This window comes from Sorangium sp. So ce426, assembly GCF_051475585.1.
In the GTDB taxonomy this organism is placed as follows: domain Bacteria; phylum Myxococcota_A; class Polyangia; order Polyangiales; family Polyangiaceae; genus Sorangium; species Sorangium cellulosum_B.
The window spans coordinates 12,273,582-12,299,699 of the sequence record NZ_CP150341.1 but is presented as its reverse complement, the minus strand read 5'-3'; the positions used below and the strand labels follow the sequence as shown (position 1 = coordinate 12,299,699).

The 26,118-nt window shown below is 71.2% G+C and carries 21 protein-coding genes; 3 read left to right on the top strand and 18 right to left on the bottom strand.

The window, feature by feature from the left end:
• Positions 1–62: 62 nt before the first annotated feature.
• Complete coding sequence (locus WMF44_RS46170; protein ID WP_437296415.1) at positions 63–2,420, bottom strand: hypothetical protein; 2,358 nt, start codon at positions 2,418–2,420, stop codon at positions 63–65.
• Between the two features lie 652 nt (positions 2,421–3,072).
• On the opposite strand from WMF44_RS46170, the gene mgtE reads away from it, so the two are divergent.
• Positions 3,073–4,458, top strand: a complete 1,386-nt coding sequence (gene mgtE, locus WMF44_RS46165) for a magnesium transporter (protein ID WP_437296414.1) — start codon at positions 3,073–3,075, stop codon at positions 4,456–4,458.
• A 288-nt stretch (positions 4,459–4,746) separates the two neighbouring features.
• Positions 4,747–5,349 (top strand): single-stranded DNA-binding protein, encoded by a 603-nt coding sequence (locus WMF44_RS46160; RefSeq protein ID WP_437296413.1) that lies wholly within the window; start codon positions 4,747–4,749, stop codon positions 5,347–5,349.
• A 122-nt stretch (positions 5,350–5,471) separates the two neighbouring features.
• On the opposite strand, the gene WMF44_RS46155 is transcribed toward WMF44_RS46160, so the two are convergent.
• From WMF44_RS46155 to WMF44_RS46140, 4 genes are all read right to left on the bottom strand, one after another.
• A complete protein-coding gene (locus WMF44_RS46155) occupies positions 5,472–6,134 on the bottom strand; it encodes a hypothetical protein (RefSeq protein WP_437296412.1) in 663 nt (220 codons plus the stop codon).
• Positions 6,115–6,480, bottom strand: coding sequence for a MerR family transcriptional regulator (locus WMF44_RS46150; RefSeq protein WP_437296411.1), 366 nt, complete (start codon positions 6,478–6,480; stop codon positions 6,115–6,117). Before WMF44_RS46150 ends, WMF44_RS46155 begins: the two co-directional genes overlap by 20 nt.
• An 11-nt stretch (positions 6,481–6,491) precedes the next feature.
• The gene (locus WMF44_RS46145) at positions 6,492–6,797 is read right to left on the bottom strand and encodes an integration host factor subunit alpha (protein ID WP_012241218.1); all 306 of its coding nucleotides are present in this window, start codon (positions 6,795–6,797) and stop codon (positions 6,492–6,494) included.
• 321 nt (positions 6,798–7,118) lie between these two features.
• Positions 7,119–8,684: a glycosyltransferase family 2 protein gene (locus WMF44_RS46140; protein WP_437296410.1), complete on the bottom strand. Its 1,566-nt coding sequence runs from the start codon at positions 8,682–8,684 to the stop codon at positions 7,119–7,121.
• 518 nt (positions 8,685–9,202) lie between these two features.
• Between WMF44_RS46140 and WMF44_RS46135 the strand changes: the two genes are divergently transcribed.
• The gene (locus WMF44_RS46135; protein WP_437296409.1) at positions 9,203–10,243 is read left to right on the top strand and encodes a hypothetical protein; all 1,041 of its coding nucleotides are present in this window, start codon (positions 9,203–9,205) and stop codon (positions 10,241–10,243) included.
• Positions 10,244–10,325: 82 nt separating this feature from the next.
• On the opposite strand, the gene WMF44_RS46130 is transcribed toward WMF44_RS46135, so the two are convergent.
• The 13 genes from WMF44_RS46130 to WMF44_RS46070 all read right to left on the bottom strand — a co-directional run bounded on the left by WMF44_RS46130 (position 10,326) and on the right by WMF44_RS46070 (position 26,027).
• Entirely contained in the window at positions 10,326–10,700 is a 375-nt protein-coding gene (locus WMF44_RS46130) for a response regulator (RefSeq protein WP_012241215.1), read from the bottom strand.
• Positions 10,701–10,995: 295 nt separating this feature from the next.
• Positions 10,996–11,754, bottom strand: a complete 759-nt coding sequence (locus tag WMF44_RS46125) for an ABC transporter ATP-binding protein (protein WP_437296408.1) — start codon at positions 11,752–11,754, stop codon at positions 10,996–10,998.
• A complete protein-coding gene (locus tag WMF44_RS46120) occupies positions 11,751–12,551 on the bottom strand; it encodes an ABC transporter ATP-binding protein (protein ID WP_437296407.1) in 801 nt (266 codons plus the stop codon). Before WMF44_RS46120 ends, WMF44_RS46125 begins: the two co-directional genes overlap by 4 nt.
• Entirely contained in the window at positions 12,548–13,798 is a 1,251-nt protein-coding gene (locus tag WMF44_RS46115; RefSeq protein ID WP_437296406.1) for a branched-chain amino acid ABC transporter permease, read from the bottom strand. The genes WMF44_RS46120 and WMF44_RS46115 overlap by 4 nt, the downstream gene beginning before the upstream one ends.
• A gap of 56 nt (positions 13,799–13,854) precedes the next feature.
• The gene (locus WMF44_RS46110; protein ID WP_437296405.1) at positions 13,855–14,571 is read right to left on the bottom strand and encodes a ClpXP protease specificity-enhancing factor SspB; all 717 of its coding nucleotides are present in this window, start codon (positions 14,569–14,571) and stop codon (positions 13,855–13,857) included.
• Between the two features lie 199 nt (positions 14,572–14,770).
• Positions 14,771–16,093 (bottom strand): phenylacetate--CoA ligase family protein, encoded by a 1,323-nt coding sequence (locus WMF44_RS46105; protein ID WP_437296404.1) that lies wholly within the window; start codon positions 16,091–16,093, stop codon positions 14,771–14,773.
• A 250-nt stretch (positions 16,094–16,343) separates the two neighbouring features.
• Positions 16,344–17,285, bottom strand: a complete 942-nt coding sequence (locus WMF44_RS46100; protein ID WP_437296403.1) for a DMT family transporter — start codon at positions 17,283–17,285, stop codon at positions 16,344–16,346.
• 55 nt (positions 17,286–17,340) lie between these two features.
• Entirely contained in the window at positions 17,341–19,050 is a 1,710-nt protein-coding gene (locus WMF44_RS46095) for an IgGFc-binding protein (RefSeq protein WP_437296402.1), read from the bottom strand.
• A gap of 471 nt (positions 19,051–19,521) precedes the next feature.
• The gene (gene uvrA / locus WMF44_RS46090) at positions 19,522–22,566 is read right to left on the bottom strand and encodes an excinuclease ABC subunit UvrA (RefSeq protein ID WP_437296401.1); all 3,045 of its coding nucleotides are present in this window, start codon (positions 22,564–22,566) and stop codon (positions 19,522–19,524) included.
• A gap of 136 nt (positions 22,567–22,702) precedes the next feature.
• The gene (locus tag WMF44_RS46085) at positions 22,703–23,473 is read right to left on the bottom strand and encodes a PP2C family protein-serine/threonine phosphatase (protein ID WP_437296400.1); all 771 of its coding nucleotides are present in this window, start codon (positions 23,471–23,473) and stop codon (positions 22,703–22,705) included.
• A gap of 454 nt (positions 23,474–23,927) precedes the next feature.
• Positions 23,928–24,374: a hypothetical protein gene (locus tag WMF44_RS46080; protein WP_437296399.1), complete on the bottom strand. Its 447-nt coding sequence runs from the start codon at positions 24,372–24,374 to the stop codon at positions 23,928–23,930.
• A gap of 13 nt (positions 24,375–24,387) precedes the next feature.
• Complete coding sequence (locus WMF44_RS46075) at positions 24,388–25,248, bottom strand: DUF2894 domain-containing protein (protein WP_437296398.1); 861 nt, start codon at positions 25,246–25,248, stop codon at positions 24,388–24,390.
• Between the two features lie 146 nt (positions 25,249–25,394).
• The gene (locus WMF44_RS46070; RefSeq protein ID WP_437301684.1) at positions 25,395–26,027 is read right to left on the bottom strand and encodes an OmpA family protein; all 633 of its coding nucleotides are present in this window, start codon (positions 26,025–26,027) and stop codon (positions 25,395–25,397) included.
• Positions 26,028–26,118: the final 91 nt, after the last annotated feature.

The window sequence follows — 26,118 nt, the reverse complement described above, 5'->3', positions numbered from 1 at the left end:
ATCAGACGTTAGCGGACGTTAGCGGACGTTAGCAGACGTTCGCTGACGCCAGCTGACGTCGCCTACTCGCCGGAGCAGGTGATGAACAGCGTGGCCCCTTGCTGGGCTTCGCCCTGACCCGTGAACCGGATCTTGCGCTGCTCGGTCGACGGGCAGTCGGCCACGATGCTGGCTTCGCCGAGCCGGATCGACGGGTCGACGTAGCACCACCCATGCACGTCGATGTCGTCGCTGACGCTGGTCCTGCACGCGACGGCGCCGTCGCCCTCGAGCTGCTGGATCTCGCACACGCAGTCCCAGCCGGACGCCTTCGCGATGTCGAGCGAGAGCACCTCGTCCTTCGCCGCCGTATGAGCGCCCGTCACGTCGAGGCGCCCGAGCTTCCTCGGATCCGCGCAGTTGCACTGGCCCTGCGAGTTGCGCGCCTCGAGGATCAGGCAGGAGACCTGCTGCTTCGCGTCCGGCGTCAAGGTGCGCGGCAGGCACTGGCCGCCGAGCACCGTCTTCAGGCGGTCGATGATGGCGCCGATCGCCGGCCGGTAGCCGTAGTCGGCGTCGCCGGCGCGCTCGAGCTGGCGCGGGCACACCGAGCCGACGATGCCCTGGGGGCCGAGTTCCCGGATGAGCTGCAGCTCGCGGAGGCCCGGGTAGGCCTTCGCCTTGATCTGCGTCGTCGACCTGGGCGCCGGATCCTCCTGATCGTTCCCCGCGTCAGGCCTGCACAGCGGGTTGTCGATCGGCTGACCCCCCACCGCTCTGCAGTCGCAGCTCTGAGCCGCCCCGTCGCAGGTCTTCACCGCGGCCTGGGGGAGATCGAAGATGCAGGCGTACTGGAGGTCCCCCGTGCTGTCCTCCGGGATCGTGTACTCGCGGCCGTTGATGCCGTTCCAGCCCGTCGCCTCCGGTCCGACGATCGCATCGCCCGTGATCGGGTTCATGCCCGAGCGAGGCTTCATCGACTCGACCATGAAGGGATCCTTCGGCGCCTGGTACGTCGCGGGATCGCCGAGGATGAGCTCCCAGGTGCTGGCGGCGCCGGCCACCGGAGCGCTGAGCTCGTCGGAGTTCTTGAACCCACCGACCGGCTCGCCATCCTGGTTGAGGCCGTTCAGCAGGTCGGGCTGGCCGTCCGCGTTCTGACGCGCGATGTCCTGCCACGGCACGCCGACGATACCGGCGAAGAAGACGAGCCCGGGATCGCGGACGTTGGAGTCGAGGTCGTCCGGGTTCGGATCGCTGAAGATCGGGTTCGGGACCAGCTCGCCCCTGCGGTTCGGGATCTGCGCCTCGGTGAAGGCGCGCCGGTAGCGGTCGATCGGGTAGAGGAAGTCGAAGCCGAACCGGCGCTTCTGATCCCAGCAGCGCGAGTTGACCGGGTCCTCCTCCTTGCTCAGCCTGGCGGTGTTGCCGTCCGTGCCCGTGCACGTCGGGTCGGGTGAGCAGCCATCCTGCTTCTGGCTGCACGACCTGCAGCACTTGTCGCCCGGATTGGTGGCGCACTCGCTGCGCGGCCGCCACAGGCGGAAGCTTGGCGTGGTGTCTGCCACGAGGTAGTTCTTGCCCTCCTCGCGGATCGAGCAGTCGTTCTCGTCGGTGAGCATGATGATCGCGAGGAGCGAGCTCGGCCGCATGAAGTCGGCGCGCTGCTTCTTGACGACGGCATCCTCGCCGGTGACGACGATGTTCTGGTCCGCGTCAATGCTGATCGTCGCGTAGGGCTCCGGGTCGACGAGGAAGCGGTACACGCTCTCGAGCTGCGCCTCGAAGCCGCAGCCGGTCTGCCCCGTGCCTTCGACCATCGCGGTGAGCGCCCCGACCAGCGTCGTGTTGTTGAGGTCGGCGTTCGAATCATTCGGGCCGATGTCCGCCTCGCCGTCGTTCTGATCCGGCGTCTCCGGCTCACCGTCGAGCTTCTGATCCGGATCCCAGGCCAGGAAGCCCAGGTTGAGGTAGGTCGGGAGGTCGTTGACGTCGGAGTTCTCGTCGCTGCGCGCGAGGAGGTGCGCCATGTCCACGTTCGAGGCGCTCGTCGACGCCTGGCAGGCGCCCGCCCCGTGGCCGCCGAGGCTCGAGCTGATGATGCCGATGTGGATGTCCTTGACCGGCTCGAACTCACGCTTGTAGTCCTGCGGACAGGGCGTGTTGGGCGAGGCGACCGTGGTCGTCATCACGCCGTCCCTGTGGATGCAGCGCGGGTTGACGAGACCCTCGACGAGGTCGGGGATCGCGGTGGCGAGGATGGCCTGCTTGTCGGCCATCGAGCCCGAGTTGTCGATCGCCAGGAGCAGGTCGATCTTGTCGACCGAGCTCTGCGTCAGCCGCTCGACGATCGTCGACGTCGACCGGGGCTTGTTCTCGGCGATGGGGCGGCTCAGACATCCGAAGGCGCTGCCTGTGCCCGCGATCAGCAGGCCCGCCATGGCGAACCTCACCGCGCCCCTCCACGGGCGCCTGCTCTCACGCTCTATCCGCGTCATATTCGACTTTCCTTTCGACCACCGATCCAGTTGCGCGGCGGTCAAGCCACCGAAAAGGCCCGCCGTCCACGGGCCCATGACCGACTTCCGCAGGCGATCCACGGCTCGACGGGAGCCCGATGCTAGGGACCCGACCGGAAGGCTGTCAATTCGACCCGGCCGGCCCCGCTCGACCCCGCGAAGGGGTGCCATAGCAAACGAGATGCCGCCGCACGCGGCCCCGTGCCCTCCATGCCCCGCGCGCCGCCGCGACGTCAACCTGATTGCGCGACAGCCAACGCAGTAGGCGACCCGCCCCTCAACCTGGGCGACCCGCCCTCAACCTGGGTCGACCTGGCTCCTCCGGCCTGATCCTCAACCTGGGTCGGCCAGTCGAGAAAGTTCACTTATCACTGTATTGCAAATCACTCCTTCCCAGGTTGCGGGAGCCCAGCCTCCATCGCGCGCGGCGGGCGGTCGTGGGAGGGCCAACCTCGGTCGGCCGCGGCGCCGCAGCCCAACCTCGGTCGGTGCGGGGAGCTGGGTGGGTCGCGGGCCCGGCGCCGGTGGGGTTTGCCGCTTCCCAGCAGGGCCGAGTTGTGGTCAGTGCCCGGGCATGTTGCGCGTCGCCCTCGCCATGGTCCCGGAGGTACGGCAGCTGCTCGCCGAGGATCCGGCGCAGCTCTCCGAGCTGCTGGACGAGATCCACGACGAGGACCTCGCCGACCTCATCGGCCTGCTGGACGACGCCGAAGCGGCGAAGGTCCTGATGGCGCTCAGGGCCGAGGAGGCCGCGCCCATCTTCGAGCGCCTCGACGAGGAGACCCAGGAGGCGCTCGTCGAGCAGATGGGCGTCGAGAGCATCGCGCCGATCGTCTCCGAGATGGCGGCCGACGACCGCACGGACCTCATCGAGGCCCTCCCGGACCAGGTCAGCGGCACGCTGCTCTCCACGCTGGAGAAGGTCGACCCCGAGGCGGCGGCCGAGGTCGAGGAGCTCGCCAAGTGGCCCGAGGACAGCGCCGGCGGCCTCATGACCACCGACTACGTGTCGGTGGGCATCCACCTCACGGTCGCCGACGTGATCGAGCGCATCCGCGCCGTCGGCGAGGACGCCGAGACCATCTACTACGTGTACATCGTCTCCGATCGCGGGCACCTCATCGGCGTCGTGTCGCTGCGCGATCTGCTGCTCGCCTCGCCGTCCGAGAAGCTCGCGGACGTGATGACCGAGAACGTCTTCGCCGTCAGCCCCGAGACCGACCAGGAAGAGGTCGCGCGGACCATGGCCAAGTACGATTTCAACGCGCTGCCCGTGCTCTCCGCGGACCGCAAGCTGCTCGGCGTCATCACCGTCGACGACGTGATGGACGTCCTCACGGAGGAGCAGTCCGAGGACATGCAGCGGCTCGGCGCGGTCGGCCCCATCGAGGACAGCTACTTCAAGACGAGCTTCTGGACGTTCATCCAGAAGCGGGCCCCGTGGCTCGCCGTGCTGTTCGTCGGCGAGTTCATGACCGGGGAGGTGCTCCGGCGCTTCGAGCACGAGCTCGAGGCCGTCGCGACGCTCGCCTACTACGTGCCCCTGCTCATCTCCACGGGCGGCAACTCCGGCTCGCAGTCGTCGTCGCTCATCATCCGCGGCCTCGCCGTCGGCGATGTGCGCGTCGGCGACTGGGCGAGCGTCCTCGTCCGCGAGCTCGGGCAGGCGGTCGTGCTCGGCCTTATCCTCTCCGTCATCGGCATGGTCCGCGTCTGGCTCTGGGGCGACGGCACCGGCTTCGTCCTGACGATCGGCGCGACGCTGATGGCGATCGTCCTCATGGGCTGCACCGTCGGCGCCATGCTCCCCCTCCTGCTCCGGCGCATCGGCCTCGATCCGGCGACCAGCTCCACGCCGTTCATCGCGAGCCTCGTGGACGTCCTGGGGATCCTCCTCTACTTCACGATCGCCCGGCTCTTCCTGGCCGACCTCCTCGCGCAGGCCGGAGCGGGCGGGTGAGCGGAATCACGCGGCATTGCGCGGAGCCTGGCGGAATTGGACGGCGATCGGACGGCCATCGGACGGCCATCGGACGGCGATCGGACGGCCATCGGACGGCCATCGGACGGCGATCGAGCGACGCCGCGCCGACCGTGCCGAGGCCCACGCCGGTCCCCCCCGCGCGGGCGCGCCGCGTGCTTTTCGGCGCGCCACGACCCTTGACGCGTCGGCCCCCATGGGGGAGTGAAGCAGGCGACGTTCGTTCAGCGCAGCGTGCGCTGAGCCCCTCCTAGGGAAGGAGTGACGATGGCCGAAGGCTTGAATCGCGTAATGCTGCTCGGCAACCTGGGCGCCGACCCAGAGCTCCGGTTCACCCAGGGGGGTCAGGCCGTCTTGAACCTGCGGCTCGCGACGACCGAGTCGTACCTGGACCGCGACAAGGTCCGGAAAGAACGGACGGACTGGCACAATGTCGTGATCTGGGGCAAGCGCGCCGAGGCCTTGGGCAAGATCCTCAGCAAGGGTTCCTCGATCTTCATCGAGGGCTCGCTCCGCACGTCGAGCTACGACGACCGGGATGGCAACAAGCGCTACAAGACCGAGGTGATCGCGAACAACGTCCTGCTGACGGGCGGGGGCCGCGGTCGCGGCGCTGCCGGCGATGACGCAGGCGCGTTCGGCGCGGATCCCGGCGGGGGCTACAGCGGCGGCGGCGGCGGCTACAGCGGTGGTGGTGGCGGCGGCGGTTACGGTGGCGGTGGCGGCGGTGGCGGCCGCCCGGCAGGCGGCGGCTACAACCGCGGCGGCGGCGGTCGCCCCGCGCCGGCTGCGCAGGATCCCGGTCCTCCGCCCGACGATTTCGGCGGCGGCGGTTACGGCGGCGGCAACGACGACGACATCCCGTTCTGATCGCTCCCCCTGCCCGGTCGAGTCATCCGCCTGGCGTACGCCTCTCCCTTCAGCATCTCGCATCCACGCGACAGGCCCTCTCCGAGGGCCGGGCAGCTCTCCACGAGCCCCTCTTCCCCGCCCTAGGGCCGCGGCCGCGGCCGCCGCGCCAGCAGGACGGTCACCCCCGCCGCCGCGAGCACGCCGAGCGCGGCGGTCATGGCGAGGGGTTGCTCTGCGGCGAGGAAGATCGTCCGCACGAGCAGCCCCGGCTCGGGCGGCGCCACGAACACGCCCTCGAACGCGGTCGCGCCGAGCAGCGCGCCGCACCGAGCGCCCGTCCCCTGCGCAGGCTCCAGACAGGCCAGGCTGCAGAGCGCCGCGTCGTGCTCGCTCCCGGCGAAGCCGAGCGCGTGCTGCCCGCGGATCACCACCGCGCGCGCGCCTGCCCTCCCGGCTCCCTCGAACGCTTGCTCGAACCGCTGCGACTGCGCGTGGATCGGCCCTGCTTCCCACCGCTCGATCGCCACCCCGAGGCCCCCCCGCACGAGCCCCGAGGCCCGATCGAGCACGAGCTCCTCCAGGCCGGTCACCCATTGCCGCGACGGGGCCGTCACGCACACCGCGCGCAGCGAGAGCCCGTCCGCCTCGACGCCCCGCAGGAGCGTCACCTTCGCGCCCGCGATCGCGGAGACGTCGATCGCGGGGAGCGCCCCCTCCGGCGTGTCGCTCGCCCTGGCCGGCAACGCAAGGCGCAACCCGAGGCCCGGCGCCACGCCGTGGAGCTCAGACGCGCTCGAGCTCATCCATCAGCGCGAGCACCTCGGTCCGGATCTCGACGAGGGCCGTGCGCATCCGCTGCACCTCCTCGTGGCTCGCGCCCGCGTCCGGCGGCGGCGGCTCGATGCCGCCCTCGCGCAGCTTGCGCCGCGCGCCCGCGATCGTGAAGCGGTGCGAGTAGAGCAGCTCCTTGACCTTGAGGAGCGTCTCGACGTCGCGCCGGCTGTAGACCCGCTGCCCCTTCGCCGACTTCTGCGGGCGAATGGAGCGGAACTCGGTCTCCCAGTACCGGAGCACGTGCGGCTCGACCCCCACGATGCCGGCCACCTCGCCGATCCGGTAGTACAGCTTCGCCGGAAGCTGCGCGCGCACCGCCAAGCGGTCTACTCCTCGGCCGCCGAGGCCGTCTCACGCGGGTTGAGGGCCTGCTTCAAGATCTGGCTCGCCTTGAAGTTCAGGACCCGGCGCTCCGTGATCAGGATGGGGTCGCCGGTCTGGGGGTTGCGACCCTGCCGCTGGCGCTTGTCGCGCAGCACGAAGTTGCCGAATCCAGAGATCTTGATCTTCTCCCCGCGGCCCAGGGTTTCCTTCATGGTCTCGAACACGAGGTCCACCAGATCGGCAGATTCCTTCTTCGAGAACCCCCCAAGGCGGGAGTAGACCGCCTGAACGATTTCGGCTTTCGTCATGACACCCCCATCGCCCTTGCAGAAGGGGGGACGCGCCGCAACCCCTGAAGACCGTTCAGGAAGCCGCGTGCGGTCCCCCGACCGGCCTGGAGGGCAGAATGCCAGCGTGCGTCGGTAAGGTCCAGGGGGTTACGCAGGCTTCGCCCGATGTGCACCAGGCACGCTTCGTGGAGCCCCCCCCGAGCAACGCAGCGCTCGGAGCGAACCTGCGACCCCACGAGCAGCGCCCCACACCTCGCACCCTCGATCCGGCGGCCAGGAACCCGGCAGGCTCACCGGCGCGACCAGGGGCGCAGGAGGGGCCCGGCGGCGACGATCCGCTCAGACGGCAAGATCGCCGAGGTGGCGTTCCTTCGTCGGCTGCCGGGACCAGGCGCCGACGACGGCCGCCTCGCTCGGCCGCGCGTCGCTCCAGCCGACGACCGGCGCGCTCGAGGCCACATCGCGGCGGCGCACGATCTGCTCCTGGACGACCAGGAACGCCACGTAGAGGTAGCCGACGGCGAAGAGCACCGCGAACGGCGTGGCGAAGTAGTGCCCCGTCTCCACGGACGCGACCACCGCGCCGCACGACAGCACCGCGAGCATCGCCTCGGTGATCGGCAGGTCCGTGCGGACCTTGTACCGGCCCTTGTTGTCGCCCTGCTTCGGCGTCCGGACGAACTCGCCGGACATGCTGCGGAGCCCCTCGATCACGGCCTTCGACAGGTACGGCGCGAGCCCCGTCCCGAGCGCGATGAGCATCGGCAGGCGCCTGACCGCGCCCCAGCGCGAGCGGCCCTGCGCCGTCTCGGCCAGCATGTAGAACGCCGCGAGCGACCCCGTCGTCGCCGTGCAGAGCGGCAGGTCGATGGCGATCATCGTCAGCGTGTCGGCCGCGGGGAACAGCACGAGCGCCGGCAGCAAGAGGACGCTCAGCAGCACCAGCAGCGGGTAGGCGAAGTGCGGCGTGAGGTGGAAGAACGCCTCGATCCGCTGCCCGAGCGAGAGCTTGGCGCTCAGCACGGTCGCCATCAGCTTGCGCGCCGTCTGCACCGTCCCCTTGGCCCAGCGGTACTGCTGCGCGCGCAGCGCCGAGATGTCCTCGGGGAGCTCCGCGGGCGAGACGACATCCTCGCGGTAGATGAAGCGGTAGCCCGCGAGCTGCGCCCGGTACGACAGGTCGAGGTCCTCGGTCAGCGTGTCGTGCTGCCAGCCGCCCGCCTCGCGGATGGCGTCCTTGCGCCACATCCCGCCGGTGCCGGAGAAGTTGAACAGGAGGCCCGCGCCGAAGCGCGCGCGGTTCTCGACGAGGTGGTGGCCGTCGAGCATGAGCGCCTGCACCTGCGTGAGGATCGAGACGTCGCGGTTCAGGTGGCCCCACCGCGTCTGCACCATGCCGACCGTCGGGTCCTCGAAGTGCCCGACGATGGACCGCACGAAGTCCGGCTGCGGGATGAAGTCGGCGTCGAAGATCGCGACCAGCTCGCCCTTCGCGATCTTGAGCCCCGCGTCGAGCGCCCCCGCCTTGTAGCCGACGCGGTCCACGCGGTGCAGGTACACCGCGTCGAGGCCCAGCGCGCGCAGCCGCTCGACGTGCGCGCGGACGAGGCCCTGCGTCTCGTCCGTCGAGTCGTCGAGCACCTGGATCTCCAGCTTGTCGCGCGGGTAGTCCATCTTCGCGACGGCATCGAGCAGCCGCGCCGCGACCGTCGACTCGTTGAAGAGCGGGAGCTGGATCGTCACCGGCGGGAGGTCGCGATCGGTCAGGGCCGCGACCTCCTGCGCGCGGGTGATCTTCGCGCGGTTCATGCGACAGAGGACCACGAGGTGCAGCCGGTGCAGGCCGTAGCCGCTGAGGCCGAGCAGCACGCCGAAGTAGAGGACACAGAGCAGCAGGGAGAGCATCGCGAGCACCTACCGCCGGCGGGTTGCCGTGCAGCCGTGGGGACGGGCGAGAGCGCCGTTCTCCACCCCTGCAGGCGCCGACAGACAACGAACGCGTACCACCCGCCGGATCCGAAGTTGTCAGGCACTTGTAATTCGTTGCAACTCTCTGTCGCGAGGTCCGCAAAGTTGACTTCGGCCCGAGTCGCTCCCCGCGGGGAATGACAATCACCGACAATCCCGCTTCGCCCGGGCGCGCGGCGCTGCCCGCAGGTCCGCCGCACGAACGCCCATGCGCGAGCGGCGCGCCGACTCAGGGGGTTCCCGGATACTGGAGCTCCAAGTAAGGTGTTTTTGGTAAGGCTCCTCCGAAACCACGTTCGATGAGTAAGGGGCTCACCCGCTGGGCAGATTCACAGTACTGCGCGATCTGGGGGTCTGGGCGGGGGCCGCGCGCCGGGCGCCGGGCGCCGCGTCGGCAGGGGCCCGGGGTCATCTGCGCCTGGCACCGGCGGGGGCTCGGGGCTATCGGTTGCCCGATGGATCGCGCGCTACTTAATGAACTGAAGGCTCGTCAGATCGCGTTCCTCGAGGCGCGGCTCGTCTCGGAGGCGGCGGCGCGCGACTTCCGGGAGCGGCTGCCTGCCGGCTTCGCGGCGCTGCTCGCGACGCCGCTCGGCGAGCTCGTGGACGCGGGGGCGATCGGGCGCGCGCTCGAGGCGCTGGCGGCGGAGGAGCCGCTCCGGCGGGCGGTCCGGCCCGCGGCCGCCGCGGCGCTCGCGGCGCTCGTCGAGGCGGCGCGCGCCGAGCGGCGGCGCGCGAAGGAGCTCCTGCCGGAGGGCGCCCGCGACAAGCTCGACCGCATCCTCGAGCAGCCGAAGATCGTGCCGGAGCGGCTCGTGCGCGAGGTGCTGGAGAGCGCGGCGCTCGACGCGGTGATGCGCGACGTCCTCTACGACACGCTGATGGAGTTCTCCGAGAAGGTGAACCCGTTCTTCGCCGAGTGGGGCCTGCCCGCGCTCCTCAAGCGGGTCGCCCCCTTCGGCCTCGGCGGGGTCGGCAAGACGATGGGCGCGATGCGGGGCGAGTTCGAGCGGCGGCTCGAGCCGGAGATCCGCCGGTTCTTGCAGGGCTTCTCGCGCACGGCGATGCGCCAGGTGCACGACCTGCTCGTCGCCAAGGGCGACACCCCCGAGTTCGTCGGCCTGCGCAAGCAGGTCGCCACGTGGGTGCTGGAGCAGGAGATCTGCGCGCTCGTCGGTCAGCTCGACGCGGAGAGCTCGGCGATCGCCGAGGAGCTCGGCGCCGACATCGCCGCGCAGCTGCTCCGGGATCGGCCCGTCCGGGCGCGGACCAGCGAGGCGATCGCGGCGTTCGTCGCCGCGCACGCGGGCGAGCCGCTCGGCGAGGCGCTGGGGCGGCTCGGGATCGCGCCCGAGCTCGACGTCGGCGCGCTCGCGGACGCGCTCTGGCCCGTCGTGAGGAGCATGTGCGCGACCGGACCGGTGCGCGCCTGGCTCGCGTCCGTGGTGGAGGAGTTCTTCGACGGGTTGCCGGACGGGATCGAGCCGTCCGCCTGAGGCGAGCCGATGCGGCAAGCGCCTGCCCCGGGTGGGACCCGGCCCGCGGTGCGCGCGGGCCCCGATCCGAGGCCGGCCGCGGTCAGCCCATGGCCGAGGCGTCGGCCACCGCAGACTCGATGTACGCGAGGCCGCGCGACGGGCACGCGGGCACCGTGGGCGCGAACGCCTCCATGTCCAGGATGAGCTCGGGGCCGACCGCGGGCGTGAGCACCACGACGGGCACGCGCGGCGACATGCGGCGGAGCTCCTCCATCTCGCTGTGGAGCTCCGCCTCCTCCCGGGGCACGAGCACCATCACATGAGGACGCCAGCGGGCAAGCACGTCACGCGCGTGGCCGAGCCCGCAGCACGTCTCCACCGTGTAGTCCCGGGATGAGAGGAAGTGGACGAGCGGCTGGGAGTTGCTGGCGTCGTCATCGATCACCAGGACGCGGGTCGTGCTCTCAATCTCCATGGGTATCCCCCGTCAGCAGCCGGCTCTGGCCGCCGCTGTGAAGACCAGGTCTTCATGGCCTGGCTCACAGTGACCATACTCCATATTCGGCAAAGAGCGATATCAATCGCGCCTCAGCGCATCACGCGATGCGTTGATACGCGCTTGAAACACCAGCGCTCCCTGCCTGTTTCTTTTCCGATCCGCTTCCGATCCGCTTCTGATCCGCTGTGTTCCGCCGTGATCCGTGATGGCCCGTCTGCGACCGCTCGGGGAATCGCGACGCGCCGACGCGCTTCGGCGCGGGGACGCGGGATCAGCCGCCGAGGTAGGCCGCGCGGATCTCTTCGTTCGCCGCGAGGTCCTTCGACTCGCCGCTCATGGCGATCTGCCCAGTACGGAGCACGTAGGCACGGGTCGAGTACTTGAGCGCCAGTCGGGTATTCTGCTCGACGAGGAGTACGGTTGTTCCTGACGCCGCGATCTTGGCGATGGACTCGAAGATGTCCGCGACGAGCCGCGGCGCGATGCCGAGCGAGGGCTCGTCGAGGAGCAGCATGGCGGGGCGCGCCATCATGGCGCGGCCGATCGCGAGCATCTGCTGCTCGCCGCCGGAGAGCGTGCCGCCGTGCTGGTGCATGCGCTCGCCCAGCCGGGGGAAGAGCTTCACCACGTCGTCGACGGTCTCCGCCATGGTGGGGCCGTGCTTGTGGCACCAGGCGCCGAGCTCGAGGTTCTCGCGGACGCTGAGGTTCGAGAAGATCGCGCGCCCCTCCGGGACGAGCGAGACGCCGGCCGCGACGAGCTCCTCCGTCGAGACGGACGCGAGGTCCTTGCCGTCGTAGCGGACGCGGCCGGAGGCGATCGGGAGGAGGCGGACGATCGTCTTCAGCGTGGTCGTCTTGCCGGCGCCGTTCGCGCCGATCATCGCCACGATCTCGCCGCGCCGCACCTCGAGGCTGACGCCCTTGAGCGCCTTGATGCCGCCGTAGCTGACCGCGAGATCGTCGACGACGAGCAGGGGGTCGCCGGGGGCCACCGAGGGGGGCTGCCGCGTCGGATGCGATGTCTTCATGCGGGCTCCTCCGCCGCCGCGCCGGCCGCCTCGTCGTCGATCTCCTCGCCGAGGTACGCGGCGAGGACCTTCGGGTCCCTGCGCACGACCTCCGGGGTGCCGTGCGAGATGGTCTCGCCGTGATCGAGGACGTGGATCTCCTCGCACACCCCCATCACGACCTGCATGTTGTGCTCGACCAGCACGACCGTGATGTCGAAGGTGTCGCGCAGCCAGCGGATCTGCTGCTTGAGCCCCTCGGCCTCGCCGTAGTTCATGCCCGCCGCCGGCTCGTCGAGCAGGAGCACCCTCGGCTTGAGCATCATCGCCCGCGCGATCTCGAGGCGGCGCTGGTTGCCGTACGAGAGCGACGTCGAGATCTCGTCGGCCATGTCCTCCAGCTTGAACACCGAGAGCAGCGAGAGGGCGCGCTCGGTCATCTCCTGCTCGTCCTTGTAGAAGAACGGCGAGCGCAAGAGGGCGGCGGCGAGCGTGGATCTCCGCAGGTTCTCGCAGGCGACGAGCACGTTCTCGAGCACCGTGAGCTGGCCGAAGAGGCGGATGTTCTGGAACGTGCGGGCGATGCCGAGGCGCGCGATCTGGCTCGGCCGGAGCGGCGCGAGGTCGGTCCCGCCGAAGCGGATCGCGCCCTCGTCGTGCTTGTAGACGCCGGTGATCAGGTTGAACACCGTCGTCTTGCCCGCGCCGTTCGGGCCGATGAGCCCGAAGATCGAGCGCTCGGGCACGGTGAAGGAGACGTCGCCGACCGCCCGCAGGCCGCCGAACCGCTTGGTCACGTGCTTCAGATCGAGGTTCACTCGAGCTCCCTCCCGGCCGCCTTGCCCTCGCGGCCGACGGTGATGCCGGGCGGCGGCTCATCGGGCGGCGCGCCCGGGATGGGCGGCGCGCCGTCGTGCCCGGCGCCCGCCTCCACGCCGGTCGTGGCGGGGACGGGCTCGGCCGGGCCCACCGGGAAGCGCCTCCTGCGCGACCAGCGCCGGCCGAAGAGCTCGCGCTCGCCGAACAGCCCCTCGGGGCGGAGGACCATCAGCCCGATGAGGATGGCGGCGTAGATCACCATCCTGAGGGCGTTCAGATCGAGCGCGGGGTAGGCCGCCTTCAGCGCGAGGACGCTGTCGAGGCCCTGCAGCTGCTCGATGAGCTTCACCGTGAAGGTCACGAACACGCCGCCGAGGATCGCCCCGGAGACGCTGCCCGAGCCGCCGAGGATCACCATCGTGATGGCGTCGAACGAGTAGTTGAACGTGAACTGGTCCGGCTGGACCGTGGGGTTGCCGTCGCGCATCGACGAGAGCAGGGCGCCGGCGATGCCGCCGCCGGCGGCGGAGATGACGAACGACGTGACCTTGTAGCGCGTCGGATCGACGCCCACCGCGCCGGAGGCGATCTCGTCCTCGCGGAGGGCGCGCAGCGCGCGGCCCCAGCCGGAGAACTTCAGCCGCCAGGCGACGATCGTCGCGAGCACGACGGCGCCGAAGATCCAGAACGGGCCGGCGTACTGCGGCACGCCGGTGTCGTCGGGGCCGGCGTAGCCGATCGGGCCGCCGAGCGCCCCGAGGAGCCTGCCGATCGCCCCCTGGTCGGGGCCGCCGGTCGTCGCCGTCGCGATCGTCAGGCGGAAGATCTCGGCGAACCCCAGGGTCACGATGGCGAGGTAGTCGCCGCGCAGCCGGAGGCTCGGCAGGCCGACCACGAGGCCGAACAGGGCCGCGACGAGCCCGGACGCGAGCAGCGCCGCGGGCATCACGACGAACGAGTTGCCGAAGAGCGGGTCGCCGCCGCCGAGGTGCTGGTGCAGGTTGCCGGCGACGACCGCCCCGGTGTACGCGCCGATCCCGACGAAGCCTGCGTGGCCGATCGAGAACTGGCCGGCCATGCCGTTGATGACGTTGAGCGAGAGCGCCGCGATGACGTTGACCATCGCGAACAGGGCGAGCTGACGCCAGGCAGCGTCCGGCAAGAGGGTCTCGAAGCCGAACTCGAGGGCGACGACGACGCCGAGGAGCAGGAGCGCAGTGAGGATGCGCTGCAACGGTCGAGGCATGGCCGGCCAGAGTTGGAATGGCCGAGCCGCACCGTCAAGCAGTAGCGTCAGTGGCGTTACTTGATGACCCGCAAATAGGGGGGCAGTTCCCGCTTCGGCTTGCCCGCCCCTTGGCGCGGCTTGGGCTCGGGCTCACCGGAGCCACCCGATTCGTCGTCTTCGCGCTCCTCGGTGGACCGCACCGGCGCGAGGGCCGGCGCCGGCACCGGCGCGAGCGGCCTCACGGCCGCGCCGGCGTCCCGCGCCGGGGCCTCGCGCTCGCCGGCCTCCACGGGCTCGAGCTGGGGGCGCGCCCTGTCGCGCGCCCGCGCCTCGTCCGCCGCCTCGTCGCTCCGCTCGTCGTCGCCGCTGGGGGGCGCGACGGCGGCGAGCCGGGGGCGCGGCCTCTTGGCGGGCTTCTGCGGCGGGGCGACGGCGGGGCGCTGCTGCTTCTGCGCGGCGAGATCGGCCGGGATGTCCTCGGGCCACACCATGCCGCGCTGGTCCTCGCTCACGAGCGCCCAGATCGCGTGCCACGGCAAGCGGCACCAGAACGGCGCGCGGTTGAACGACAGGGTGCAGCTGATCCCGTCGTCGTCCACCTTGAGGTCGGGGATGGCGATCGCCATGTTCATGCCGACCTGGAGGATCAGCTGCGGCTGCCCCGTGAACCACTTGGGGACGGAGACACCGGGCCGGCGCGGATCGAGGTGGATGAACACGCTCGGCTCTCGCTCGAGGAGGGCCAGCGCGACGTCCTTTTTCGGCGGGAGCGGTCTCTGCACGTCGGACATCGTACTGCTCTGCCCAATACCCCGGACCGCGCGGCTCCGCCAGCGCTTCGGGGAGGCCACGCGCCGAGCAGCGTGCCGGGTGAGCAGGCCGCCGCGCCCCAGCCACCAGGCGCTCCAGCAGATCTGTAGAAAACGCGCTGTGAGCGCAGCGCGCGACGCGGCCGGCGCCCCTCGAGCTTCCCGGCGGCCCCGGCGACGCTCACGCTGCGCGCCCCCGGCCCAGCTGGACGGGGACCTCGGAGAGGGTGACCCGGTGCTTGCCGCCGCTCGTGAGGGGGATCTCGTCGACGATCTGGACGCAGACCTCCGCGCGCTCGCCCAGGTGCTGCCGGACGAGGCGCTCGATGAGCCTCGCGGTCTCGGGCTGGAAGCCCTTGCCCGGCACGAGCTTGACCGTGAGCGCGCGCCGCCGGTCCTGGTGGACCTGGTAGCGGGCGATCGTCGGCTGGTCCTTGATGAGGTGCGGGAAGAACTCCCCGGCGAGCAGCTCGCCGTCGGGGCCGACGAGCAGGTCGAGGACGCGGCCCTCGACGGAGGCGAGCATCGGCAGCCCGCGGCCGCACGCGCAGGGCGCGCCGGCGGCGATCGCGACGTCCTGGTTCTTGTAGCGGATGAGCGGCATCGAGCGGCAGACGAGGTCGGTCACGACGACCTCGCCGGGCTCGCCGGGGAGGGCGTGGCGCCCGTCGCGGAGCAGCTCGACGAACACGTTCTCCATGTTGATGTGCTTGCCGGCGTGCCGCTCGCACTCGGCGGCGATCAGCATGAGCTCCCGGCAGCCGTACCGATCGAACACCGGCGCGCCGAACGCGCGCTCGATGGCCTCGCGCTGGTGCGCGAACAGCCGCTCGGCGCTGGTGACGATGCCGCGCGGCGCGGGGAGCGCGCGGCCATCCGCGAGCGCGTAGCGCGCCGCATGGTACAGCGCGCTCGCGTACCCGACGATGAGCTGCGGCCGGTACCGCGCGATCTCGTCGAGCAACGCGGCGAGGCGCCGGTCGGACAGGTCGAAGGCGGAGATCATCTTCTTGCGGAGGATGGCCTCGTGAAGGGAGCGCTTGGCCTTCTTCGCGAGCGTCTCGCTGACAAGCACGGAGCTCCACAGGTGGAGCTCCCGGTCGCCGAGCCGGGCGCCCGCCCACCCGTCGGACCGCATGGCGGCCGCGATGCGGCGCTCGTAGGTGCGGTGGTCGAACCGGAACTGCACCGGCTCGCCCGTCGACCCGCCCGTGCCGCTCGCGTAGAGCCGGCCGACGAAGCCCTCGGCGAGGAGGTCCTGCCCGTGGGCGCGGAGGTCGGCCCTCGTGAGGACGGGGAACCGCAGGAGGTCCTCCGGCGCCTTCACCGAGGCGGCGCGCACGCCGTGCTCGGCGAAGCGAGCCCGGTAGAACGGGACGTGCTGCTCGGCGAACTGGAGGGCGGCGAGCATCCGCCGGAAGCCGAGATCGCGAATCTCATTCTCCGATCGCCACTGGGAGCGCTCTATCCGCTCCAGGTCTTTCAGGGTCTCCCTGCCCCTCAAACGGGTCTCGTAGAACGGAAACAGGATGTTTCGAAACAGCCCACCGTACATGGGCGAAGCGTTCTTTCGAATCATCGACCGTCAAGCGCGCGCGGGCGGCTCTCCCGCAGAATCCCTGTGTTCGTGGCGCGGAGTCCGACCGGAGCGGCGCGCGCCGGCAAACTCCGTCCCAGCAGAGCGGGTGAGCGCTCGGCGCGACCGCTGCACGGACACACGCTGTCACGCCTTCACGCCGCGCCGCAGGGGCGCGTCAGCCTGCGCTCGCGGCCGCGGACGAGCTCGACCCGAGGATCGCGACGGTGGCGCCGAGGAGGATGATCGCGGCGCCCGCGATCTCGAGCGCGGTGGGGGTGGCGTGGAGCCAGACGGCGCCGATGACGATCCCGCCGAGCGTCTCGCCGGGGGACACGAGCGCGACGATGGACGGGGACATGCGGCGCGCCGCGATCTGGACCGCTGTGTGGCCGACGACGGTGGGGACGAGCGCGAGCGCGACGATGGCGAAGGCGGCGTGGGCCGGCGGCGGGGCGACGCCCTCGAGCGCGCCGGGCGCGAACGGGAGCGCCACGGCGAGGAAGACGGCGGCGCTGCCGTAGACGAGGGCGGCGTAGCTCCGCGCCGGCAGCGCGTCCCGGAGCGCGCGGGCGAAGGACACGTAGAGGCCGTAGAGGAGGGTGGCGCCGACGACCAGGAGGTCGCCCGAGAGCCGGTGATCGCCAGCGCCGGCCGAGCGCGCGACGACGAGCGCGCCGGCGGTGGCGAGCAGCACGCCCGCCTGCTCGGAGCGCGTGGGGCGGACGCCGAAGAACGCCCACGCGCAGAGCACGACGGCGAGCGGCTCGAGCGAGACGAGCGAGAGGGCCGCGGCGAGGGAGGTGCGGTCGAGCCCCCAGAGGAAGAGCGCGAAGTGGACGGCGAGCAGGAGGCCGGCGCAGAGGACGGCGGCGCCCTGGTGCGGCGAGAGGCGGGCGGCCGAGCGGGCGATCGCGCGCGGGTCGAGCAGGGAGAGCGCGAGCGCGGCGAGGGCGACCCGGCCGAAGGCGATGGCGAGCGGGTGGACCGGGCGCGCATAGCGGGCGAGCGGGCCGCTCGTGGCGAAGGCGAGGCTGGCCAGGACGACGAAGAGCGCGGCGCGGCGGGCGCGACGTGCGCGACGTGCGCGACGTGCCGAGGAGCGCGGCTCGTCCGTCATGCGAGGGTGCTAGTTCAGGAGACCGGGAAAGACAACCAGCGCGGCGCGCGCGGGGTCAGCGGGGCGGGGGCGGCGGGGGCGCGATGGCGACGAGGTTGAGCCCACCAGGGTACTGGTAGCTCGTGTACGCGCCGTAGCCGAGCACCTGGATGCCGACGGGCGCGGAGGCGGTCAGCACGTGCGCGCCGCCGTTGCCGGGGCCGAGCCGGACACGCGCGACGCCGAAGCCGGAGCCGTTGCCGATCGGGGTCGGGGCGACGTCGACGGCGCCGTCGTCGAGCGTGATCGTGGCGTCGAGCGGCTGGATGATGTCGACGTAGCTCTCATCGTAGTCGCTCGGCGCGAGGAAGACGTACTTGGAGCGGTATTGCTCGACCGCGGTGGGGTGGCTCTGCGACGGATCGCCCTTCTGGCGAGGCTCGGTGTCCGCGTCGACGATCGCGGCGCCCAGCATGAACGTGCTGATCGCGAACTCGTGGTCTCCCACGACCTCGAAATCCCGCCTCACCACGTCGAGGTCGACGACCTGGCCAGCGTCGATGGTGGTCGGCGCGCCGTCCGGCTTGCCGGACGGGTACGTCAGCGCCGTGCCATCGACGTTGCCGTAGAGGCGCACGATGTGGCCGATGACGCGGCCGCCCGGCGATGTCGGGACCGTCACGAAGTACCGCTTGCCCAGCGTCTCGGCGGGGAACACGGACTCCTCGATGTGATCGCAGGCCTGGCGGCCGATCGGCGCCTGCACGCACGGGATGCCCGTCAGCACCTGGACAGGGCGGGTCGCGGTGACGAGGCTGCCGCTGAGGTCGCTCCTCGGGTGCCCGAGGACCTCGACGACATCCCCCTCGTCGAGCTGGACGGTGAAGCTGCCGCCGCCGCTCGTCCGGGGGATGCCGCCGCCCGCGACCACCGAGCCTCCCTGGGCGACGTTCACGGTGACGCTGGTGCCGTCCTGGATCCCGCTGATGACCATGTAGCCGCCGAAGTCCGCCGCCGCCCAGCCGCGCTGGCCGGTGATGCGGTAGTTGCCTGTCATCGCGGTGCTCGGCAGGAGCAGCGACGCGTCGTTGGTGAAGGAGAAGCAGCCGAAGGGCTCCCCGTCGTTGGCCGCGCACGCCTCGTTGCCAGGGCAGGACGACCAGTCCTTCCCGGACGGCCCGCCCTCTCCCTTGTACTCGAGCGCGTTGAATTGATAGACCGTGACCGGCCTTGTCGAGACGAGGTGGTAAGCGCCTCCGTCGACGCGGACGGAGCTCGTGATCGAGTCGCCCCCGGTGCAATGGGTGGCGTCGGGCCCCTTCAGCTCGCGCACCCAGGGGAGGTAGATCTTGCTCAGGCTGTTGGGCTTGACCTCGGCGCGCGCCACCGCGGCGCCGGCGCGCGTCACCTCGACCTCGGCGATCTCGTCGCCGGCGTTCGCGACGACGACCGCGTAGTCGAAGATCGACCAGACGATGTTCGCGGTGACCGTGGGCCAGAAGTCACAGCCGATATAGGACTTGTTCGCGGCGGCCTCCGCGCACGTCCTCGGGTCGCCGCCGAGCTCGGGCCCGACGTCGCCGCCCCCGGTGCCGGCGCCGATGTCGTCGCCGAAACCGCCGGAGCTCATCGACCCGACGGCGTCGCCGCTCGAGCCGCCGCCGCTGGCGGTGCTCCCCGGCCGAGGGTCGCCCGCCGACGAGCCGCTGGCGGAGCACGCCGCCGACGAGGCGGCGCCCACCCAGAGTCCTACGCCGAGAAATAGAGCATGCTTCGAGATCTGCATGGGCCCTCCCGTCAACGGATCTCGAGCGCAGGGGCCTGTACGACAGCCCCGCTGGCGCGAGATATCATGGTGCTTTTTTGCTGAAGTTGCTTGTCGGGTGCTCGCGCACTCCTGGACACGTTGGTGTCCATCGATCCCGGCTACGCGCTTTTGCAGCGCGGTGCAAGCCGATCGAATAAAACCGTTATGGGCGCCACCAATGAATATCGCGCTTCTCTGAAATGGATGGTCAGCGCGCGACGCAAATCACAAACGCGTCTGTCTCAGGCGCGTCGGACTGAGCCGTCGCAGACGTTCTCTGCCTCACTCTGCCCCGGATGATCCATCGCCGAGCGGCCAGCGCCTGCACAGGAGAAGGGGGCATAGGCGTTGACCGAGCTCGTTCCGTTGCACTCAACGCACGAAGCTCGCCCCATCGGTCACCAACGTGAACGTGGTCGTGAACGTAGGAGAACGCGGTGCGAGGCTTGGTTAACGCTTATGGGGGAGAAGGGGGCCAAGGAACTGCCCTGTATACGAGCCCTTCACCTTCGCGACGTGCTCCGGCGTCCCCTCGGCGATGACCCGTCCGCCGCCGGCTCCGCCCTCGGGCCCGAGATCGATCACCCAGTCCGCGCACTTGATGACGTCGAGGCTGTGCTCGATCACCACCACCGTGTTCCCCGCGTCCACCAGCCGGTGGAGCACGCCGAGCAGCTTGCGGATGTCCTCGAAATGCAGGCCCGTCGTGGGCTCGTCGAGGACGTAGAGCGTTCTCCCCGTCTGGCTCTTGCCGAGCTCTCGGCTCAGCTTCACGCGCTGCGCCTCGCCGCCGCTCATCGTCGGCGCGCTCTGGCCGATCTTCATGTACCCGAGTCCGACCTCGACCAGCGTCTCGAGGACGCGGCGCAGCGCGACGTGGTGCTCGAAGAGACGCAGGCAATCCTCGATGCTGGTGTCGAGGATGTCCGCGATGCTCTTGCCCTTGAACCGCACCGCGAGCGTCTGCGCGCTGTACCGCTTGCCGGCGCACACCTCGCACGGGACATAGACGTCGGCGAGGAAGTGCATCTCCACCTTCACCATGCCGTCGCCGCTGCACGCCTCGCAGCGCCCGCCCTTCACGTTGAAGCTGAACCGCCCCGGGCCGTAGCCGCGCGCGCGCGACTCCGGCAGCTCGGCGAAGATCTCGCGGATCTGGTCGAACGCCTTCGTGTACGTCCCCGGGTTCGAGCGCGGCGTGCGGCCGATCGGCTTCTGGTCGATCGCGATGACCTTGTCGAGCGCCTCGAGCCCCTGGATCGCCCGGTGCGCGCCGACCGGCTCGGTGCTGTGGTGGAGCGCCCGGCCCAGCGCCGGCAGGAGGATGCCGTTCACCAGCGAGCTCTTGCCGGCGCCGCTCACCCCGGTCACCGCGAGCAGCACCCCGAGCGGGAAGCGGACGTCGATGCTCCTCAGGTTGTGCTCGGCCGCGCCCAGGATCTCCAGCCACCCGCGCGGCGCGCGCCGCGCCTCGGGCACCTCGATGCGCGCGCGCCCCGCCAGGTACGCCCCGGTCACGCTCTCGGGGTCACGCGCGATCTCCTCGGGCGTCCCCGCGGCCATCACCCGGCCGCCGAGGTGCCCGGCCCCGGGGCCGAAATCCACGACGTAGTCGGCGGCCCGGATCGTCTCCTCGTCGTGCTCCACCACGAGCACCGTGTTGCCCAGATCCCTGAGGCGCCGCAGCGTCTCGATGAGGCGCTGGTTGTCCCGCTGGTGCAGGCCGATGCTCGGCTCGTCGAGCACGTACATCACCCCGGAGAGCTCGCTGCCGAGCTGGCTCGCCAGCCGGATGCGCTGCGCCTCGCCGCCGCTCAGCGTCGGCCCCGAGCGGTCGAGCGTCAGGTAGTCGAGCCCCACGTTCAGGAGAAAGCTGAGCCGGCTCGTGATCTCGCGCCGCACCCCCTCCGTGATCTTCTGCCGGTTGCCCGGCAGCTCGAGCCGGGCGAAGTGATCGTAGGCGTCCCTCACCGTCATCGCGGTGACGTCGGCGATCCCCTCGCCCGCGACGCGCACGGCGAGCGACTCGGGGCGCATCCGCCGGGAGCCGCAGGCGTCGCACGGGCGCTCGCTCATGAACTTGCGGTAAGCGTCCCGCGCCGACTCGGACGACGACTGCTGGAACCGGCGCATCAGGCTCGGGATCACGCCCTCGAACTTCATGCCCCAGGTGCCGTGCGTCTCGGTCCCCTCCTTCCCCCACGTCACCGCGATGCGCTTGCCGGAGAGGCCATGGAGCACCATCTCCTGCTTCTTCGCCCCGAGCTTGCGCCAGGGCACGTCGAGGTCGACGGAGCACGCCTTGGCCACGGCGTCGATGATCCGGAACGTCCAGCCCTCCCCGCGCGCCATGGCCGACGCCCAGGGGGCGATGGCGCCCTCCCGGATCGACAGCGCAGGATCCGGGATCACGAGGGCCGGATCGATCTCGAGGCGGGTGCCGAGGCCGTTGCAGGCGCCGCACATGCCGAGCGGGCTGTTGAACGAGAAGCTCTGCGGCGAGAGCTCGGGGAAGCTCTGGCCGCAGCAGGAGCGCGCGGCGCTGAACAGCAGCGGCGCGTCGGGGCGACGCCGCCGCCCGGACGCCCCCTCGTCGGCCTGGAGCTCGACCCGGAGCTCGCCGCGCCCCTCCTGGAGCGCGACCTCGACCCCCTCCGTGATGCGCTGGCGCTCGTCCGCCCGCACGACGAGCCGGTCCACCACGAGCGCGATGGTGTGCTTGAGCTTCTTGTCGAGCTTCGGCAGCTCGTCGAGCCGGTGCTGCGCCCCGTCGATCTCGACCCGCACGAAGCCGCGGCCCCGGAGCTCCTCGAACAGGTCCTTGAACTCCCCCTTCCGGTGCGTCACGAGCGGCGCGAGCAGCACGAACCTCGTCCCCTCCGGCATCCCGAGGAGCTCGTCGACGATCTGCTCCGAGCTCTGCGCCTTCACCGGCTTGCCGCAGAGGTGGCAATGCTGCTCGCCGGCGCGCGCATAGAGCACGCGCAGGTAATCGTAGACCTCCGTGATCGTGCCGACCGTGGAGCGCGGGTTGCTCGACGCGCTCTTCTGCTCGATGGCAATGGTCGGCGACAGGCCGCGCAGGTGCTCGACCTGCGGGCGCTCGAGCTGACCCAGGAACTGGCGCGCGTACGAGCTCAGCGTCTCGACGTAACGCCGCTGCCCCTCGGCGTAGAGCGTGTCGAACGCCAGGCTGGACTTGCCCGAGCCGCTCACCCCCGTGAACACCACGAGCTTCCGCTTCGGCACCTCCAGCCGATCGATGCGGAGGTTGTGCTCCCGCGATCCGAGCACCTCGATGAAATCCGGCTCGCGCGCGGCGTCGAGGAGCTTGAGCGCCGGCCGGTGGTGCTCCGCGGGATCGAGCTCCGCCGCCGCCGGGCCGGCGCGCCGCGCGCCCGGGGAGCCGCCCTTCCCCGGCTTGCTCAGCGCCGCGCTCCGGGACGGGGAGTCGATGGATTGCGGGTGTGTGGATCCGTTCGTTCGCGCGCCCATTGGATTCGCCACCGCCATTAACACGGTGGCGCGCTCTCTGGCACCTCCAGGCACGCGATGTTCCATGGAAAAACTGGCGGGCTGAGCGCAATGCTCTCGCCCGCACACCGCCGGAGCGGCAGCGCGGGCGCGCGGATCAGCGCCTGGTCGGGCCGCCGGGCGAAGCGCGCCAGCGCACGACAACGCAGGTGACGTTATCGGGGCCACCGTTCTCGTTGGCGCGCTTGACGAGCCGGGACGCGATGCCGGCCAGATCGGCCGGGGTCGCCAGGATACTTGCGATATCTTGCGCCGGCACCACGCCGGACAGGCCGTCTGAGCAGAGCAGGAGGACATCCCCTCCCTCGATGGCGTCGATCCGCGTCTCGACGTCGACCGCCTCGTCGGTGCCGAGGGCGCGGGTGATCACGTGCTGGAGCGGGAACGAGCTGGCCTGCTCGGGGAGGAGGTGGCCGAGCCGGATGCACTCGTTGACCAGCGAGTGATCGCGCGTGAGCTGCTCGAGGCGATGATCGCGCAGGCGGTATACGCGGCTATCGCCCACGTGCGCGACGGCGATGAAGCCGTCGCGCGCCAGCACGGCCGCGATCGTGGTGCCCATGCCGCGCTTCTCCCGGTCGCGCCGCGCGGCGGAGAAGATGCGGCCGTTCGCGAGCTGGATGCCCGCGACGAGCAGGGGGAGCCCCTGATCGACGTAGCGCGCCTCCGAGCCCCGCGTGGTGGGCGGCCCCACGCCGACGGCGACAGGCCAGGTGGAGTCCGGGTCGTCGAAGAAATCACGCACCGTATCGATCGCCATGCGCGAGGCGACCTCCCCGGCGGCGCGCCCTCCCATGCCGTCGGCCAGGAGGAACAGCCCCCGGGGCTCGAGGATCGCGAAGCTGTCCTCGTTCGTGTCTCGGACCATGCCAGGATGGCTGATCCCGGCGGCTTCAAAAACGAGGTGACGCTGCACGGCGCTTCCCTCCAGCGTGCTCGCAGGCACGCTCTGCCGGACTGCCGGGCGACGGGCGCGCGTCTTCCGTCATCGCGTCATCCACACCCTTCCGGCGCCTTCCTCGGACCGATCGCGCGACACGGGGTGCTTCGTCTGCTCATCTTGCCGCCCGCTCCGACTGCTCCCAGCGAGCCTACGCGCCAAGGATCGGTCGCGTCCACCAGATCAGGCCTCGGGGCGCGCCCGCCCGCGGCCGTCCGCGCAGGGCTCCACACGGTGCGCGATTGCGCCTCACGCCGCGCGCCCGTCACCGTTCCGTTTCCAACGTCTTGATTTGCCGCGGGTTCGGGGCGGCCTCCCGTCGGGCCAGCGAGCCGACCGGGCCGCCGGGCCGAGCCGGGGACGCCGGCGCGCGGCGGCCTCGTCACGGGACCGCGAACCGATCGGCGCCGCCGCCGGAGCACGCGCTCAGCGCGAAGCCGAACCGCCCGTCGTCGGTGCCCTCCTGCATGATGCGCTCGAGGTTGCGGCACTCGTGGCGGAAGACGCCCCGGAGCGCGTAGCGATCCTTGCTGTCCACGACGACGACGACGCCCGTGAGCGTGACCTCGAGGCGGTAGGTGACGGGATCGCCTTCGATGGTGTACCGCGTGGTCGTGAACTCGGACGGGTCGTGGTTCCTGTACGCTTGCCAGATGCACTCGCGCGCCGCGCCGTTGTAGCCGTCGCCGCGCTTGACCACCTCGGTGCCGCACTGCTTGAGCGGCGGCGTGAGCGGCCCGCTCTGCACCTTGTCGGGCGACGACGAGCAGGAGCTGGCGAGCAGGAAGAGCGCGAGGGAAGCGAGCGATCGGCCTGGCGAGCGAAGCATGGGGACTACTTACCTAACGCGATCCGCGAAAAAGGGATTCTTTTTTTCGGGCGGACCGGGCCGGCCGCCGGCGAGGGGCGGCGTCGCTCGTGTTCCGAGGGGCGGCTTTTTTCCGCGCTGGCTTCTCGGGCTGCGGCTCGAGCGCGGCGGCCAGGGCGCCGAGGTCCTGGAGGCTGGCCACGAGCGCGCGCAGGTAGTGCCCCGAGAGCCGCTCGGCGGCGCAGAGCGCCCGGGAGGCGAGCACCTGGGCGTTGTAGGGGCCGGCGTCCTCCGGCACGTTGTCGGCCGCGCGCGCGACGGCGAGCGTGGCGCGCGCGCTCACCAGCGACTCGTGGAACAGCGCGGTGGACAGCGCGCTGCTGAGGGCCTGGGCCTGCCGCTTCACCCGGCGCTCGACGACGTCGCCGTCGCACGGGAGCTCCGCGAGATCGCGCGCGAGCGGCCCGGGGAGGCGCACGTCGCGCGCGGCCACCTCGCCGCGGAGGCGCGCGAGCGAGGGGACGGCGGTCGTCTTCCGCTCGGCGGCGAGCGCGCGCAGGCGGCGGCGCGCGGTCCTCACGACGGCGGGGAAATCGCCGAGCGCGAGCGCCGCGGCCAGGGCGCCGTCGTGAGGGAGGCCGGCGTCGGCGAGGGCGCGGAGGTGGGCCTCGGCGTCGGCGCGGGCGCGGTGGAAGGCGGCGTCGAGCGCCGCGAGCCGCGCGGAGGCGCGGGCAACGAGGCGCGCGCGGGCGCCGCCGTCGAGGGCGCGAGCGCGCTCGAGGAGCGCCTCGACGAGGCGGTAGCCGGCGGGGTCGAAGCGGTGGGCGCCGGCCGCCCGCAGGGCGGCGAGGCGCGCGTCGGCCAGGGGCGACCCGGGTTGGGGGGGCGCGGCCAACCCGGGTTGGGGGGGCGCGGCCAACCCGGGTTGGGGGCACGCGGCCAACCCGGGTTGGGGGGACGGGGGCGACCCAGGTTGGGGGCACGCGGCCAACCCGGGTTGGGAGGGCATCATCGTCGGAGAAAAATCCGACGTGGATGTCATCAGGGCGCGCCTCGCCGCGGGATCGGCGAGATCTCCACCCGGCGGTTCTTCGCCCGGTTCTCGCTCGTGTCGTTGGGCGCCACCGGGTGCCGCTCTCCGAAGCCGGCCGCGAACAGCGACGTGTCGGGGACACCCGCCGCGGAGAGCGCCCGCGTCACCGTGAGCGCTCGCTGCGCCGAGAGCTCCCAGTTGTCGGCATAACCGCGGGACGAGCTCGTGAGCGGGCGGTCGTCCGTGAAGCCGCTCACCATGATGAGCTCGTCATGATGCTCGAGGTACGCCTTGAGCGGGTCGGCCAGCGCGCGGAGCAGCGCGATGCCCGCAGGCTGAAGCTCGGCCGAGTTGAGCTCGAACAGGATGCTGCCGCGGATCCCGATGCGCCCCTCCGTCAGGGTGATCCTCCCCTCGGCGAGCGGTCCGGCCAGGGCGCTCTCGAGCGCCTCCAGACGCGCGCGCTCCGTCGCGCGGGTGGCGCGCTCGGCGGCGAGATCGCGGGCCAGATCGACCTGAAACGAGATCGCCCAGACGAAAAAGAGCACGAAGAGGCCGAAGAGACAGGCCATGAGGTCGCCGAAGACCGGCCAGACCGCCGCCTGCTCGGGGACATCGTCTTCGGCCGGCGTCAGGGACATCGCCTCGCTCTCGCGGCTGACGTCAGCCAACGCGGTGAGCTCTCGCCACGATCCGCGGAGGCCACGATCTCAAGGCGCGAGAGACGAGCGC

Excerpts from the sequence above, each read along its gene's own strand:
- WMF44_RS46125 (WP_437296408.1), bottom strand. The coding sequence starts at position 11,754 with ATGAAGACATCGCATCCGACGCGGCAGCCCCCCTCGGTGGCCCCCGGC.
- mgtE (WP_437296414.1), top strand. The coding sequence starts at position 3,073 with ATGTTGCGCGTCGCCCTCGCCATGGTCCCGGAGGTACGGCAGCTGCTC.
- WMF44_RS46085 (WP_437296400.1), bottom strand. The coding sequence starts at position 23,473 with ATGGTCCGAGACACGAACGAGGACAGCTTCGCGATCCTCGAGCCCCGG.
- WMF44_RS46115 (WP_437296406.1), bottom strand. The coding sequence starts at position 13,798 with ATGCCTCGACCGTTGCAGCGCATCCTCACTGCGCTCCTGCTCCTCGGC.
- WMF44_RS46135 (WP_437296409.1), top strand. The coding sequence starts at position 9,203 with ATGGATCGCGCGCTACTTAATGAACTGAAGGCTCGTCAGATCGCGTTC.
- WMF44_RS46095 (WP_437296402.1), bottom strand. The coding sequence starts at position 19,050 with ATGCAGATCTCGAAGCATGCTCTATTTCTCGGCGTAGGACTCTGGGTG.
- WMF44_RS46100 (WP_437296403.1), bottom strand. The coding sequence starts at position 17,285 with ATGACGGACGAGCCGCGCTCCTCGGCACGTCGCGCACGTCGCGCACGT.
- WMF44_RS46155 (WP_437296412.1), bottom strand. The coding sequence starts at position 6,134 with ATGAGCTCGAGCGCGTCTGAGCTCCACGGCGTGGCGCCGGGCCTCGGG.
- WMF44_RS46170 (WP_437296415.1), bottom strand. The coding sequence starts at position 2,420 with ATGGCGGGCCTGCTGATCGCGGGCACAGGCAGCGCCTTCGGATGTCTG.
- WMF44_RS46160 (WP_437296413.1), top strand. The coding sequence starts at position 4,747 with ATGGCCGAAGGCTTGAATCGCGTAATGCTGCTCGGCAACCTGGGCGCC.
- WMF44_RS46070 (WP_437301684.1), bottom strand. The coding sequence starts at position 26,027 with ATGTCCCTGACGCCGGCCGAAGACGATGTCCCCGAGCAGGCGGCGGTC.
- WMF44_RS46145 (WP_012241218.1), bottom strand. The coding sequence starts at position 6,797 with ATGACGAAAGCCGAAATCGTTCAGGCGGTCTACTCCCGCCTTGGGGGG.
- WMF44_RS46110 (WP_437296405.1), bottom strand. The coding sequence starts at position 14,571 with ATGTCCGACGTGCAGAGACCGCTCCCGCCGAAAAAGGACGTCGCGCTG.
- WMF44_RS46080 (WP_437296399.1), bottom strand. The coding sequence starts at position 24,374 with ATGCTTCGCTCGCCAGGCCGATCGCTCGCTTCCCTCGCGCTCTTCCTG.
- WMF44_RS46130 (WP_012241215.1), bottom strand. The coding sequence starts at position 10,700 with ATGGAGATTGAGAGCACGACCCGCGTCCTGGTGATCGATGACGACGCC.
- uvrA (WP_437296401.1), bottom strand. The coding sequence starts at position 22,566 with ATGGGCGCGCGAACGAACGGATCCACACACCCGCAATCCATCGACTCC.
- WMF44_RS46140 (WP_437296410.1), bottom strand. The coding sequence starts at position 8,684 with ATGCTCTCCCTGCTGCTCTGTGTCCTCTACTTCGGCGTGCTGCTCGGC.